The following is a 15,741-nucleotide window of genomic DNA, read 5'->3' as shown; positions in this document are numbered from 1 at the left end:
AGGTCAAATTATTAAAGTTCTTTCAAATGTAGGGATATTTCAAATAAAAAAAGAGGTTGTTAAAAACAACCTCTTTTTAAAGATATATTGATATGATCTCTTAATCTAAATGATTAGAATGCATACTTAACAGATCCATTATAGGTTCTACCATTATTATTAAAGAATCCAAACGCATCTGAGTTCTGGATTGTAACATGGTCTAACACGTTGAATACATTACCTCTAAAAGTAAGATCGTTACTTCCCAAGTTAAACTTATACGTTAATCCTGCATCAGTCAAAGAGAATGGACGTAACGTGTCAGGATTTTCCGTTGTATTTAAATCGGTATACTCATAGTGGTTTGCATAGTAATTAATGTTTGCATCTACAGATAATCCAGCTATAATTTTTGCAACAACACCTAAACCTGCAGCAAATTGTGGTGCCGTAGATACTTTAATTCCAGATCTGTCTACACCTTCTGCTTCTTCAAGTAATTCATTAGTATCTCCATTATATATCGCAAAGTTTGACTCCCCTTTGAAATACCAGCTACCTCCGGAAAGATATCCATTAATAGTAACTCCATTGGCAGGGCGATAGCTAAAGTCAAATTCAGCTCCGGTATGGTATTGTCTCACACCTCTTTGGAAAATATCTGTTTCTATCTCATCGCCATCTCCTGGAACTCCGTTTGGATCTATTTCACCACTGGACAATAAAGTTCTGTTATCCCAATCTGTTACATAGGCGTTGAAATTAGCTCTGAAGTTTGTAGTTTTAAAGTGATAACCAGCTTCAAAACCAGTAATTTCTTCATTGTCAACTTCTGGCTCAATAATAACATTAGAAACTCTAATGAATTCAAAAATATTATCTAGGTAAGGTTGTCTTGAATAATAACCTGCATTTAAAAAGATCGTATGCATATCATCAATAGTATATGAAACACCACCTTTTACATTATACCCAGTTTTAGTTAACTTTTCTGAAGTCCCCGGATCACTAAATCTACCTTCTCTTTGGTAAGACTGATTAGAAAAAGCTCCCTGGAAGAATGCAGAGAATGAATCTGTAGCATACTCAAATTGCCCAAATACTCCTTGATAATTAATATCTTCAGAATAGTCATAGTCAATTCTATCTCCTTCATCTGCAAAGTCGAAAAGTGCAGACCAAGGGGTTGGTTCAAAAGCGTTGGTTACAGTGGCTCCATCTGGACGATCGTTAGCCCATCCTGTTAAACCGTAGAAATCTGTTACTTGTCTGAAGTGATCTCCTGTATACATTCTCACATCAACTCCAACATTTGCTGAAAAAGTATCTGAAAACTCATGTCCTAAGTTAGAAATAAGTCCATACCATTGGTGATTGTTTACAGATGCTCTTCTTATATAACCAGCTCTTTTATCATTATCTCCAAGACCAACTTCAGCGTTTAAAGCAGCTATCCCATCATAATCTATTTGACCAAAAAGTGGTCCGTCACCATCAGGATCTTCCGTTCTTGGTGCTCTTGCTCCACGTGGTCCGGTACCTCCACCGCGACCCCACGAGGCATATAATACTGTCCCTAGCTCGGTTTTATCACTCATTGTCCAATCCCAGTTTAAGTTCATTACCGGTTTGTGATAGTAATTTTGTCTTTCAGAATCAATTCCGTCAGAAGTATATCCCCAGTGTTGGTTAAATTTAGGATCGGCAGCTATAACTTCTTTTGACTGTGACCATTTTTGACCATGTAACTGAGGTGCACCTGTAATTAAGAAATTGAAAGCATGTGTCTCGTTTGGTTTATATCCTACGGCAAAGAAATAATTTTGTCCTTCTCCATAGGTTCCTCTTGCCCATTTTCTATGTGCTTGCCAGTAGTCTACTAATACAGAAAAAGCCCATCCTTTATCATTCTTCCCGGTATCATAAGCCAACGTTCCTTTAAAGTAGCTGTCATTACCTCCTACAAAACGTGCATAACCTCCTTTATTTCTTTCGGCTGCTTTCATAACAATATTCATAGTACCTCCAACAGAAGAGATCGCAAGTTTAGAAGATCCTAAACCTCTTTGTACCTGTATTGCGTTAGCAATATCAGCGATTCCAGCCCAGTTTGACCAATACACTCTACCATCTTCCATACCATTAACCGGCTGACCGTTTAATAATACGGCAATGTTCGTTTGGTCAAAACCTCTTAAATATAACTGAGAGTCTCCAAAACCTGTTTGCCCTGAAATATAAGCAGATGGTGTGTTTTTTACTGCTTCAGTAATTTCGACATTACCAACAGCTTTTCTCTGAATTTCTTCGGCTTTAATGGTGGATACTGCAACAGGAGTTTTTCTGTCTTCAGCTAAATCAATAACTCCAGTTCCAACAATAATAATCTCACCTAAAGCATCAGCATCAAGACCTACGCTTATGTTACCCAAATTGGCTGTGCCGTTAACAAGTGTGTAATTAACCGCTGTTGTAGAATATCCTACAAAAGAAACAGTTATTGTTCCCTGATCATTTGAAACATTCAATGAAAAATTTCCATCCATATCAGAAACAGTACCATTACTGGTCCCGGTTTCTACAATGTTAGCACTGGGAAGTGTATCTCCCGTTTCGGCGTCAATTAAGGTTCCTGTTACGGTTCCTTGTGAAAAAGCAGTAAAACTGCCCAATAAAAAAATGAAAAGTAAAAGTTTTTTCATAAGTGTTAGTTTTAGTTAAATAATTCTTTGCAAAAGTATTTCAAAAATTTCTTTTATAACCATAGATAGGTTAAGAAATTCTTAACAATTTACAGGTACTTAAAATTACTATAAAAATGTAATGTATTAAGGAACAGTGTTTTAATTAATAACAATGTTATCAACAAGCTAAAGAATACCAAATTAGTAGGAAATACAGTCCAATTGGTCCTTTAAAGGAAGCATAAATCTAAAGAAATCATCATGATAATCTAACGGCAAAGGTTTTGAAAGTGGGAGGTCTTCTTTAAAGGGGTCCACTTGTTTTCCATTTTTCCAAAAACGATAGCAAACGTGGGGTCCACCAGTATTTCCTGTCATACCAACCCATCCTATTACATCTCCTTGTTTAACGTATTCTCCAACTCTCGAATTACGTTTTTTCATATGCAGATACTGCGTTTCATAGGTGCCATTGTGTTTTATTTTCACATAATTTCCATTTCCTCCCCGTCTTTCAGATTTTGTAACAACTCCATCAGCAGTAGCAAGAATTGGGGTGCCAATTGGAGCAGCAAAATCAGTTCCTTTATGTGGCCTTAGTTTGTAGCCGTAATATTTTATTCTCCTATTTAAATTATACCGGGAAGATATTCTGAAGTTAAATTTTATGGGGGATTTCAAAAAAGCTCTTCGAAGGTTATTTGCTTCTTCATCATAAAAATCTCTCACTTGATTAATGGAATCTGTCTCAAAATTAAATGCATACAAAGGTTTCCCCCGGTGCTCAAAATAAGTGGCTTTAATTTCATGCAGGCCTGCAGAGATCGTATCGTTTATAAATTTTTCGGTATAAACCACTTTAAACCTATCTCCCGGTTGCAGGTGAAAAAAGTTAACGGTCCATGCATAAATATTTGCCAAACGATCTGTCATATAAGGACTCAAATTTTCCTCCTCCATGGTTTGTGAGAGTGAACTTGTAATTATTCCGGAGGCTTCCCGTTCTTCAAAACGAATTGGTTTTCTATCTGTATAACAATTAATAGTATCTCTAAAATCTACAACAGCATATTCTATCCTATTTTTTTCATAAATGAATACCTGTGTTGTATTAAGGGAGTCTTTGGAATTTAACAGTACATAAGGTTTCCCCACTACAATTCTACGGACATCGAAACTGTCTTTAAATTTATTGGCAACTTCAAATATTTTACTTTGCGAAACTCCATTGGCATCCAGAATTACTCCGAAAGTATCTCCCGGGCGAATGGTATCCCTAACAACATTATAATCATTTAAAATATAGCCGTATTCTTGAATAATAGGAACTTCTTCAACAATTTCTTCTTCAACAAGATCATCTTTTGTTGTATCGCAAGCAATAAAAGCAAAAAAAAGGGGGAGTACGTATTTAAGTCTTTTCAATTTTTGGTTGTTGTTTTTAATAACCTACACATCTTTTCCCCAATCTTCTAATTCTTGTGCTGTCCATAATTCGGGGAAAAATATTCTTCTTTGATATTTTGGATGCATATATTTTGTCCATTCACTTCCACCTGTTGCTTCTACAGTTTCATTCCCTGCATTTAAATACTTATTGGCAGCATGGTAATGTGCCATGACCCAAGTAATATTTACAGTATGATCATAATGACGCATCGCTTTCCGTAATTTTGGATCTTCTTTTACGTCTTTTGGAAGCTCTTTAAATTTTGCGTACAAATTTATAGTATTATATTCTTTTGTAAAGGCTATGAATTCATTTTTGTACTTTTCTTCAAAAGCAGTTAATAAAAATGACTTCTTACCCGTTTTATAATCCTTTCCTGCTGCTTGCCAATACAAATGTTCTAAAGCATGTTCATAAGGTGTATTTCTATCAATAGTTTCCCTGAATCTGGCATCTATGAGATTTATAAGGTCTGTAGAAGCAAATTCGATCTTTCTGTACTGTGCGCTCTGAAATCCACTTGCAGGTGTTAGTGTAGTTCTAAACTTCATATACTGGGCTACTTCCATACCATCACCCATAATATTAAAGGAAGAGGTTAGCATGTCAAAATAACGACTGATTCGCATTAATTTAGTAGAGAAAAACTCAGCTGTTATAGCTTTACAGTGAGCAACCTGAGCTATTTCCCAAAGAATCATTTTAAACAACAGTTCATTGACCTGATGGTACATTATAAATACCATTTCATCGGGCAGGGTTGTTCTTTGTGTCTGAAGATTTAGTAAAGCATCTGTTTGGATATAATCCCAATACGTCATGGGTTCACTATACAATAATCCTTCTAAATGAGTGTCCAGATCCTGATCTATAGCGCTGTATTTTTTCTCTAATTGTTCTAGAAGTTTTTTTATCTCTGGTTTTACGTCCATAAATTAGTCTGCTATAATTTTAAAAGAATGCTTTAACCCTTTAAATTGTGTTAATGTTGCCTTTAAAGAACCTACTGCTAGATCTGCTTTTATAAGCAATGGTATTTTGTTGTCATCATCACTTACCCAAACTGTAAGACTTTCTTTTTCTTTAAAAACTCTTCCTGCTTGCACATACGGGCGAAAAATCAAACTGCGAACTTTTCCAAAATTAGTTTTTAAGGTCTCTCTACCCAAGAATTTAAGCCTAAATTTATAATTTTCTTTATCAAAAAACATATTCATATCTATAGTATCTCCTTCTTCAAGTGATTTTACATCAAGATTATTTCTCAAATAATAAAATGAAGAGACCATATCTTGAGCATCTTTTGGAAAGGAAACCAAATCTTTTTCGTTGTGTTTTTTATTATAGACAAGAGCTTTGTTTGTGGAGTGATTAAAATCTATTTGTATATCCTTAGTGTGCCCTCCCTCGTCGATCTTTCGAATAAAACGATATGGTATGTCTTTTTGTTTGTCTACGTATGATTGGTAATAATCTTCAACACTAAAAAACCAATTGGAAATACCTGTAGTTCTGCCTTCTCCTTTAATGTGAAATACTTCTTTTCCATTAAGCATAGTATCCTCAACCTCCAGTATGGCGTATCCGGCAGTAACAATACCATAATGCACTCTAAATTTAAACCACTCACCGTCACCATATGCTTTTTCCTGGGCAGAAAGCACAGTGATACTACATAAAATAAAGAGTGTAAATAGCTTTTTCATAAACTTGGGTTATTTGGATTATAGATGTTGTAATTACAACATCTGTTCCAAAAATATAAACTCCATCATACAGGACGATGGAGTTTAAGTATTGTTACGTTACAATTATAAGGTTCCACGTGCAGCCTGTTCTCTTTCAATTGATTCGAAGAGGGCTTTAAAATTTCCGGCTCCAAATCCTCTGGCCCCCATTCTTTGAATAATCTCAAAAAAGAGAGTAGGCCTGTCTTCTAATGGTTTTGTAAATATTTGCAACAAATATCCTTCTTCATCTGCATCTACCAAGATGGACAACTTCTGAAGTTCTTTTATATCTTCTTTCATAACATCCATATGAGACCCTAACCTTCCGGGGATATCGTCATAATATTCCTGGGGTGGAGGCGGTAAAAATTCAACACCTCTTGCCTTTAGCATTGCTACTGTCTTAATGATATCATCTGTTGCAACTGCAAGGTGTTGTACACCCGCTCCTTCGTAAAAATCTAAATACTCTTCAATTTGTGAGCGCTTTTTCCCTTTGGCAGGCTCATTGATTGGAAACTTGATACGCCCATTCCCATTGCTCATCACCTTACTCATTAAGGCAGAATATTCAGTATGGATTTGCTTATCATCAAAAGACAAAAAATTCACAAACCCCATTACATCTTCATACCATTTTACCCAGGTATTCATCTGTCCCCAACCCACATTACCAACCATATGGTCAATATATTTCAATCCTGTTGGTTCTGGGTTATAATCAGATTCCCAGGCTCTAAACCCCGGTAAAAAAGTTCCTTTATAGTTTTTACGTTCAACAAACATATGGACAGTCTCTCCATAGGTGTAAATTCCTGCTTTTACTACCTCACCATCTTCATCTTTTTCTACTGTTGGCTCTAAATAAGGCTTTGCCCCTCGTTTTGTAGTCTCTTCAAAGGCGCTTCTTGCATCATCTACCCAAAGAGCAATCACTTTTACTCCATCTCCATGTTTTACAATATGGTCATTAATTGGCGACTTGCTGTTTAAAGGTGTTGTTAAAACAATCCTTATTTTATCTTGTTTTAATACGTAGCTTACCACATCTTTTGAGCCTGTCTCCAATCCTTTATAGGCATAGGATTGAAATCCAAATGCTGTTTTATAAAAATGTGCTGATTGTTTTGCATTACCCACATAGAATTCTACATAATCTGTGCCTAACAATGGTAAGAAGTCTTCAGCTCCTTCAAAAATTTTCTCTAATCCGTAGTCTACTGATTTTAATTCTTTACTCATTTTATTATTATTTAAATTATTCCAACCAAGATTGATGATATGTGCCATCGGCTATTTTTAAAGCTTCTTCCGTTACTTTTAGAGGTTTAAATGTATCTACCATTACCGCAAGCTCGTCTGTTTTTGTTTTCCCGATACTTCGCTCTGTTGCTCCCGGGTGAGGGCCGTGAGGAATTCCAGCAGGGTGTAATGTGATCTGGCCTGCTTCTATATCGTTTCGGCTCATAAAGTCTCCATCTACATAATATAACACCTCATCACTATCAATATTGCTATGATTATACGGAGCAGGAATGCTCTCCGGGTGATAGTCATACAAACGTGGAACAAAACTACAAACCACAAAGGCATCACTTTCAAAAGTTTGATGTACCGGTGGCGGTTGATGAATTCTTCCTGTAATAGGCTCGAAATCATGAATGGAAAAGGCATACGGGTAATTGTACCCATCATACCCAACAACATCAAAAGGATGCGTGGCATAGACCATTTCAATAATTTCGTCTTGTTTTTTAACCTTCATTAAAAACTCACCTTTTTCATGAAAAGTCTCCAGTTCTTTCGGTTTTCGTATATCACGTTCACAAAAAGGGGAATGTTCAAGCAGTTGCCCAAACCAATTTCTATATCTTTTTGGTGTATAAATAGGTCTGTATGATTCTACAATAAATAAACGATTATCTGATGTATCGAAATCAATTTGGTAAATGATGCCTCTCGGGACTAACAAATAGTCTCCATATTTAAAGTCCAGATTACCTAACAATGTACGTAATGTTCCGCTGCCTTTATGAATAAAGATCAATTCGTCAGCATCTGTATTTTTATAGAAATAGTCTCTTAAAGAATCTTCGGGTGCAGCTAAGATTATATTACAATCACTATTGGTGAGTACTACTTTTCGGCTTTCCAAATAATCCTTTTGAGATGGTACCTGATATCCTTTCAATCGATACGATTTCAAGTTATTCGCTTTAGCAATTTCTGGTGCTACACTGTATTGCTTTTTAATTTCCTTTACCTGCGTGGGGCGTTCCTCGTGGTATAAATTACTATACATTCCATCAAACCCAACAGTACCAAAGAGCTGTTCGGCATATAATGAGCCGTCCGGTTTACGAAACTGTATATGACGTTTGGAAGGTATTTTTCCTAATTTATGATATAGTGGCATTTTGGTTTAATTTACATTAATATTATTTTTACAAAAAGGGAAACACATTATTCCGGGTTTCTTTATAAAGGAAGCTTAAAAAAATAACAACTATTTCCTATTTGCTCTTGCCATATGACAAATGTCGGAAAAATTTGCCTTTTTATGATTAAGAATATATTAAAACCTAAACCCAACACTTACGTACCATTCCCCTTCATCGCGGTCCGGAGAAAAAGAATATTTTACTTCTACAGGACCCAAAAAAGTTTCAAGCCCATACCCCAGAGCTATGGCGCTATAATCAATTCTATCAATCCATCTTCTTGAAGTAAACAGCCCATCCCCGATATTAGCAACATTGGTAGAAAGGTTAATGTGGTTTTTTTTGAAAATTTCATAGTCTAAAGTAACCGCGGCCTTTAAATAGGTATCTCCGCGCAGACTTAATGCTTCATAACCATAAAACGGGATAATATTATTTAGTTGTTTGTAACCATAACCTCCCACAAGAAAATCAAAAGAATTAGTATTTTTCCCTCCAATTTTAAAACCTCCCTCAGTAGTGATCTGCATTGATAATTTGTCTGAAAATGAGGTCGCATAACCCATCATTGCTTTTGAAATAGAAAATTCGCTGAAGTTTTCATTCAACCCATTAGCAAAAAGATACATATGAAAATCTCCTTTAAAATAGACCCCTTTCTTTGGAAAAAAAATGTTGTCATATGTGTCGTATTTCAAATATCCGTACGCACTAAAATAATTAGTGTTCTCAAAAATCGTTCTTGGAACATTATTTTCATCAACTCCAATAGTTTCAGATAAATACCGAAGCCATTTATGCTCTGCTCCTATACCCAGTAATAATATACGCTTAAAAAGTGTTTCTACATATATCCGGTTGGTGACATCATCGTATTTTAGTGAAATTTGATTGAGTTGCGTATTAACATTGGTAAGGAATTCAGTATCAACAAATCCAATAGGCACATCTTTATCAAAAAAACTATAGCTGGAATTAAGTCCAATACTCCAGTAAAATCCTTTATCTATATAATAATCAAAATTATAACGAACATTATCTCCAACAATAAAATCAAAAGATGCAATGTCGTTGTTGGTAATGATTCTTTTTTGAGTGACATTAACCATCACCGCAGTTCTAAACAGATCATCATAATGAGCCCCCAATCTAAGAAGTGTGTTTGAAGTTTTTTCTCTTAAATTAAGAAGCAATGTGGTTTCACCGTTCTCATCTTCGGTAAAATAATAATCTATATCTTGAAAGTTGTCTGTTGCAGAAAGGTTATTGATGCCTTCATTAAACCTCTTGTAAGAAGTTATTGCCGGAGTCACTAATTTTAACTTTCCCAAAACATAGGAACGTGTATATTTTTCAATCCCTTCGATCTTTACTTCTTTAATAAATAATGAATCTCCGGTAACAAAGTCTATTTTTTGTTTTGGAAGCTTCTTTTGCCTGGCTGCAACAGCTAATAATTCATCCTTTAATGCATTAGCTTCATCTTCTCCTGCCTGTATAATATTACTTCCTTCATCAAAAGAAACCACAGTAAATGCTTCTATATTCGGGTTTATATAAATATCTGTTTTTTCACGCTTTTTAACCATGTCTTTAATGGTTCTGAAATTATTTATCTGAACCAGAACATCTAAAGCCGATTTTAACTTATAGCGGTCCCTTAATGTATCCTGTACATCTATACCTATAATAATGTCAGCTCCCATTGCTTTTACTTCATCTACAGGATAGTTGTTTACCACACCTCCATCAATCATAAGTGTATCATTAATTATTACAGGGCTAAATAATGAAGGAAGCGCTCCGCTTGCCGTAATAGCTTGTGGCAAATACCCTTTATTCAAAAGAATTGGTTTCCCGGTTTCTGCATCTGTCGCCACACAAAAGAAAGGTATTGGCAGTTTATTAAAATCTTCAATATTGCTAACATGTGCTGTGAGTTTGGACAATAAATTATATACGTTTTGCCCTTTTGATAAAGCCGAAGGAAATGAAACATGAAACTTATCGAACGGAAGTGTTAGTGCATATTTTTCAGATTCGTCTTTTTCATAAAAAGTCTTTGCGTTACGAGGAATTTCATCCTGAATCAATTTGTCAAAATCTGTTTCTTTAAAAATAGAGTCCAATTGTACGGCAGTATATCCCGAAGCATACAATGCTCCTATGATCGCTCCCATACTTGTCCCACCAATATAATCAATACGCACGCCCGAATCTTCAATCACCTTAAGTGCTCCAATATGTGCTAACCCTTTTGCGCCTCCACCACTTAAAACCAAACCAACCTTCAGGTCTTTATCTGCCTTATCCTGAGAAAAGACAAACCCTGAAAACAATAGAAATATTATGAAAAATAACCTTTTCATTGTGTTGATTGAAAGTGCGTAATAATTTTTTTAGCCCTACTGGCACCAACCACTTCAGCTAATTCATCAAAACTAGCTTTAGCAATTCTTTTAGTGCTTTTAAAATGTTTTAATAATTCCATTACTGTTTTTTCACCAATGCCGGGAATTGTCTCCAGGGCCGTATTTAAAGCATCTTTACTTCTTTTATCTCTATGAAATGTTATACCAAAACGGTGTGCTTCATTACGTAATTGTTGTATGATCTTTAATGTTTCAGATTTTTTATCCAAATACAATGGAATGGGGTCGTCCGGATAAAATAATTCTTCCAATCGTTTTGCAATACCTACAATGGCAATTTTTCCACGCAGTTTCAATTTATCTAAGCTTTTTAAGGCTGAAGATAATTGTCCTTTCCCTCCATCTATGATGATTAACTGAGGTAAAGGTTGCTCCTCATCCAACATCCTTTTATACCTTCTATACACTACTTCTTCCATTGAAGCAAAATCATCCGGCCCTTCTACTGTTTTTATATTAAACTTGCGATATTCTTTCTTACTGGGCTTTCCGTTTTTAAAAACCACACAGGCAGCCACAGGATGTGTTCCCTGAATATTACTATTGTCAAAACATTCTATATGACGTGGCTCTTCATTTAACCGAAGATCTTTCTTCATTTGCGCCATAATCCGTTTTTCATGACGGTCAGGGTCTACGATCTTTGCTTGTTTAAATCGTTCCATTCGGTAATACTTTGCATTGCGAATGGATAGGTCCAAAATGTGCTTTTTATCTCCTGCTTTTGGGATATGTATTTTTACCCCTTCTTCAGTATCAATAGCAAAAGGGACAAATATTTGTTTGGACTGAGATTGAAATCGCTGCCGTAATTCAATTACAGCCAATTGCAATAACTTTTTATCGGATTCATCAAGTTTTTTCTTGATTTCCAAAGTATGTGAACGAATAATAGCACCAAATGAGACCTGAAGAAAATTGACGTATGCATAGCTTTCATCTGAAACTATTGAAAACACATCTACATCACTAATTTTGGGGTTTACAACGGTAGACTTTGCCTGATAATTTTCAAGTATATTTATTTTTTCTTTTACACGCTGGGCATCTTCATATTTTAATTCGGCAGCATAGGTTTTCATTTGCACCCTAAAGCGGGTAAGTGATTCTTTAAAATTGCCTTTCACAATGTTTCGGATCGCTTCAATGTTTTCATGATATTCTGCTTCAGAAAAAAATCCCTCACAAGGCCCCAGACAGTTTCCCAAATGATACTCCAGACAGACTTTATATTTTCCTGAACGGATTTTCTCTTCAGCCAGATCATAATTACATGTACGTAATGGATACAACCCCTTTATAAGGTCCAATAAGGTATGAACTGTCCTCATACTTGTGTATGGGCCATAATATTCAGAACCGTCTTTAATCAACCTTCTGGTAGAAAAAACACGAGGAAAACGTTCATTTTTTATGCAAATCCATGGATAGGATTTGTCATCTTTCAGCATCACATTATACCGTGGCTGGTATTTTTTTATAAGATTATTTTCAAGTAATAGCGCATCCGTTTCGGTAGCAACTACTATATGTTTTATACTTTTTATCTTTTTAACTAACAGCTTTGTACGTGCATTATCATGCTGTTTGGTAAAGTAAGAATTTACACGTTTTTTCAGGTTTTTAGCTTTACCTACATACAATAGCTTATTATCTTTATCATAATATTGATATACTCCCGGAGATTCAGGTAGTGTAGAAATTTGTAATGTGACCGAAGCCTCTGCCATAGCTCAAAGATAATTGATGTTTTGCTTTATTGTTGCCCTTTCTACCACCAATATTGCAAATAAATTGTTAAACATATACATGCCTCTTCTTAGCATCTTCACAGTTATAATTTTTACTAACTTGCAACTATTAATTGCTGCTAATGAACATTGCTATTCTATCCCGGGGAGAAAATCTCTACTCTACACAAAGCTTATTAAAAGCAGGGAGGGCTAGAAATCATGATATTGAAGTTTTAGACCCTTCACTTTGCACAATGGCTATTGAAGAGGGAAAATCTGTAGTATATTACTGCAATGAACCTGTTGACGATTTACATGCAATTATCCCCAGAATAGGTGCTTCCAATACTTATTTTGGATCCTCTTTGGTACGTCATTTTCAATCTATGGGAGTTTTTTGTGTTGTTTCTGCCGAAGCTATTTTACAGTCCAGAAATAAATGGACCAGTTTTCAAATTTTGGCAGCCGCAAATATTCCTGTGCCTAAAACTGTTTTAGGGAATGCTCATGATATAGCTACTGTACTTGAAAGTTTTGGTGAAAATCCGGTAATTATAAAAGTGTTACAGGGGACACATGGTCATGGTGTGATTTTAGCAGAAACCTATCGGTCTGCACTCTCTACTATTGAAACATTAAAAGCTACAAAAGTGAGGTTTGTTATCCAGGAATATATTGCAGAATCTGAAGGAGCAGATATTCGTATCATTATTGTAGATGGAGTTATTGTTGCAGCTATGAAACGCCAAAGCAAAGAAGGAGAGTTTAGGTCCAACTTACACAGGGGAGGTTCTTCAGAAATTATAAAATTGAGTTTTGATGAGGAGCGAATCGCTCTAAGAGCTGCAAGAGCACTAAGGTTAGGGGTCTGTGGTGTGGATATTCTTCAGTCAGATAGAGGTCCGTTAGTACTGGAGGTAAATTCAACTCCCGGACTGGAAGGAATAGAAACTGTTACGGGAAAAAATATATCAAGGAGTGTTATTGGTTATATTGAAAGAAACAAAAGATAGATGGCCAAAAAGAAAGCTAACAAATTTATTATTCTTGGAGAAGAAATTCTACCTGGGCAGTCAAAAGAACTTCATTTCAATTTGGCAAAATTGCACACAAATACACCTGTAGATGTCCCAATTTATGTAGAAAGGTCGAAATTTGAAGGGCCTACTGTTTTATTTACTGCCGGAATCCACGGAGATGAGGTAAATGGTATTGAGATTGTTCGCCAAATCATTTCAAAAGGTATTAATAAGCCAAAAATAGGAACAACTATTTGCATTCCTATTATCAACATATTTGGATTTATACAAAAAGCGAGAGAATTTCCGGACGGAAGAGATCTTAACAGATCGTTTCCGGGGAATAAAAACGGATCACTGGCTGCAAGGGTAGCCTATAAACTAATGAATGATATCATTCCGCAGGTAGATTATTGTTTAGATTTTCACACCGGGGGCTCCAGCAGATTCAATATTCCTCACATTCGTATAGAAAAAGACAATCCAATGCTAGCTGAGCTTTCCCAGATTTTCAATGCTCCTTTCATTTTGTATTCAAAAAACCTAAAAAAATCCTTTAGAAATTCTTGTAAGAAAAAAGGGGTGCCAATGCTGCTTTTTGAAGGTGGAAAGTCTAATTATATCGATCGTGTTGTTAGTAATACCGGAGTAAACGGATCTAAAAGGGTATTACACCACCTTGGTATGTTACGCAGTAGTTTTAAAGTAACTTCTCCTTCTAAATCGCCTGTAGTAATTACACAAAGCAGATGGCTGCGGGCTCACAATTCCGGAATGTTTAAACCTGTCGCCAAAGTTGGGGGGTTTGTTGAAAAAGGTGAGGTAATTGGTCATATTACAGATCCTTACGGAAAAATTAATTACTGGTTTAAATCCACACATAGCGGTTACATTATCAACCTTAATGAATCTCCACTTGTTTATCAGGGAGATGCTTTATTTCATATTTCTACAGAACTGTACAATGGATAAAAAAAGCTTGCGAAAAAAATATTATGTGCTTCGTGAGCAATTATCCCATGAACAAGTTGAAGAATTAAGCCTTCAAATTGCAAACAAATCATTAGAGTTACCTATTTGGGATAAAACCTATTATCACATTTTTCTATCTATTTCCGAAAAAAAAGAAGTAAATACCGAATATCTACTGCATATTCTTCAGGGAAAGGACAAAAGTATTGTTGTTTCCAGGTCAAATTTTGATACAGGTGAATTAGATCATATCCTACTTCAGGAAAATACAGCTATAAAACTATCAAGATTCGGTATTCCCGAACCTGTTTCTGGAATAGGAATTTCCCCAAAACAATTGGATGTAGTCTTTGTCCCCTTAATGGCTTACGACCAAAAGGGAAACAGAATTGGATATGGTAAAGGGTTCTATGATCGTTTTTTAGCAAAATGCACTCCTGAAACTGTTTTTGTAGGCCTTTCCTTTTTCAAACCTGAAGACAAAATCGTCCATGAAATCATAGATATTCCACTACATTTTTGTGTTACTGCTCAAAAAATAGAGCATTTTTAAAAAAAAACACTTTATATTTAATATCTAAATATTTAATAACAAATTAAAAAAACATGGAAACAACAAACAATCCGGCCGGACCGCCGCCAGACAACAACTTAGTTTGGGCAATCATATGTACCGTACTATGTTGCTTACCTTTAGGAATTGTATCTATTATTAAATCTACAAAAGTAAAAGAATTATGGGCACAAGGCAATCATGCCGAGGCTCAAAAACATGCTGATGATGCTAAAAAATGGGCTATTTGGGGTATGGTAGCCGGAGGAGCTTTTCTTGTTATTTACATTATTTTAATGTTAGTGGGAGTTGCAGGTGGCCTTCTTGGATAATACAAATAAGTTTATAAAACTTACCCTCTTGCTTGGATTGCTTGGGGGTGTTTTTTTTATGTATTATCTATTCAATCCAACACAACACTCTTTTTTCCTTCCCTGCCCTTTTAAATATATTACAAGCTATAACTGCCCCGGCTGTGGCTCGCAACGTGCCATACATCAATTATTACACGGAAACCTGGTTACAGCATTCAATTTAAACCCTTTAATGGTGCTATCTCTTCCGTTAATAAGCTATAGTTTAGGCTTAAAGCTTTGGAATTATATTTTTGAGACCAAATACAGAGTATCCCTTTTTTACAATACTATTTTTATTTATGGCTTCTTCGGTATTGCCCTTGTTTATTGGGTTGTTAGGAATATGACGTTTTATCCTTTCAATTAATAATTCCTTTAAAACATTTGTT

Annotated in this window: 13 protein-coding genes; 5 read left to right on the top strand and 8 right to left on the bottom strand. The window is 35.4% G+C overall.

All coding sequences use genetic code 11. From position 1 onward, the window contains the following. Window positions 1-113: 113 nt before the first annotated feature. The 8 genes from ACY2RT_RS07145 to uvrC all read right to left on the bottom strand — a co-directional run bounded on the left by ACY2RT_RS07145 (window position 114) and on the right by uvrC (window position 12,449). Entirely contained in the window at window positions 114-2,684 is a 2,571-nt protein-coding gene (locus ACY2RT_RS07145; RefSeq protein WP_490155212.1) for a TonB-dependent receptor, read from the bottom strand. Window positions 2,685-2,867: 183 nt separating this feature from the next. Next, window positions 2,868-4,091 (bottom strand): peptidoglycan DD-metalloendopeptidase family protein, encoded by a 1,224-nt coding sequence (locus tag ACY2RT_RS07140; RefSeq protein WP_490155211.1) that lies wholly within the window; start codon window positions 4,089-4,091, stop codon window positions 2,868-2,870. 24 nt (window positions 4,092-4,115) lie between these two features. Continuing rightward, window positions 4,116-5,048: a tryptophan 2,3-dioxygenase family protein gene (locus ACY2RT_RS07135; protein ID WP_490155210.1), complete on the bottom strand. Its 933-nt coding sequence runs from the start codon at window positions 5,046-5,048 to the stop codon at window positions 4,116-4,118. Between the two features lie 3 nt (window positions 5,049-5,051). Continuing rightward, window positions 5,052-5,822 carry a DUF3108 domain-containing protein gene (locus ACY2RT_RS07130; protein WP_490155209.1) on the bottom strand — a complete coding sequence of 257 codons (771 nt, stop codon included), beginning with the start codon at window positions 5,820-5,822 and terminating at the stop codon, window positions 5,052-5,054. Window positions 5,823-5,927: 105 nt separating this feature from the next. Next, a complete protein-coding gene (hppD, locus tag ACY2RT_RS07125) occupies window positions 5,928-7,088 on the bottom strand; it encodes a 4-hydroxyphenylpyruvate dioxygenase (protein WP_490155208.1) in 1,161 nt (386 codons plus the stop codon). Between the two features lie 16 nt (window positions 7,089-7,104). Next, entirely contained in the window at window positions 7,105-8,262 is a 1,158-nt protein-coding gene (locus tag ACY2RT_RS07120) for a homogentisate 1,2-dioxygenase (protein WP_490155207.1), read from the bottom strand. A 159-nt stretch (window positions 8,263-8,421) separates the two neighbouring features. Next, window positions 8,422-10,656 carry a patatin-like phospholipase family protein gene (locus ACY2RT_RS07115; RefSeq protein ID WP_490155206.1) on the bottom strand — a complete coding sequence of 745 codons (2,235 nt, stop codon included), beginning with the start codon at window positions 10,654-10,656 and terminating at the stop codon, window positions 8,422-8,424. Then, complete coding sequence (gene uvrC, locus ACY2RT_RS07110; RefSeq protein WP_490155205.1) at window positions 10,653-12,449, bottom strand: excinuclease ABC subunit UvrC; 1,797 nt, start codon at window positions 12,447-12,449, stop codon at window positions 10,653-10,655. The genes ACY2RT_RS07115 and uvrC overlap by 4 nt, the downstream gene beginning before the upstream one ends. A gap of 143 nt (window positions 12,450-12,592) precedes the next feature. On the opposite strand from uvrC, the gene ACY2RT_RS07105 reads away from it, so the two are divergent. From ACY2RT_RS07105 to ACY2RT_RS07085, 5 genes are read left to right on the top strand one after another with little or no spacing between them, the layout of a single operon-like run. Beyond that, window positions 12,593-13,465 (top strand): ATP-grasp domain-containing protein, encoded by an 873-nt coding sequence (locus tag ACY2RT_RS07105; RefSeq protein WP_490155204.1) that lies wholly within the window; start codon window positions 12,593-12,595, stop codon window positions 13,463-13,465. Next, the gene (locus ACY2RT_RS07100; protein ID WP_490155203.1) at window positions 13,466-14,443 is read left to right on the top strand and encodes a succinylglutamate desuccinylase/aspartoacylase family protein; all 978 of its coding nucleotides are present in this window, start codon (window positions 13,466-13,468) and stop codon (window positions 14,441-14,443) included. Continuing rightward, a complete protein-coding gene (locus ACY2RT_RS07095) occupies window positions 14,436-14,996 on the top strand; it encodes a 5-formyltetrahydrofolate cyclo-ligase (RefSeq protein WP_490155202.1) in 561 nt (186 codons plus the stop codon). The genes ACY2RT_RS07100 and ACY2RT_RS07095 overlap by 8 nt, the downstream gene beginning before the upstream one ends. A 53-nt stretch (window positions 14,997-15,049) precedes the next feature. Continuing rightward, on the top strand, window positions 15,050-15,328 hold the full coding sequence (locus ACY2RT_RS07090; RefSeq protein ID WP_490155201.1) for a CD225/dispanin family protein: 279 nt from the start codon (window positions 15,050-15,052) through the stop codon (window positions 15,326-15,328). A gap of 28 nt (window positions 15,329-15,356) precedes the next feature. After that, window positions 15,357-15,719, top strand: coding sequence for a DUF2752 domain-containing protein (locus tag ACY2RT_RS07085; RefSeq protein WP_490155200.1), 363 nt, complete (start codon window positions 15,357-15,359; stop codon window positions 15,717-15,719). Window positions 15,720-15,741: the final 22 nt, after the last annotated feature.

The sequence above is a fragment of the Ulvibacter sp. 2210JD10-4 genome (assembly GCF_058148525.1).
Note: the sequence above shows the minus strand (reverse complement) of the source record. Positions and strands in the feature narration are given on the sequence as shown.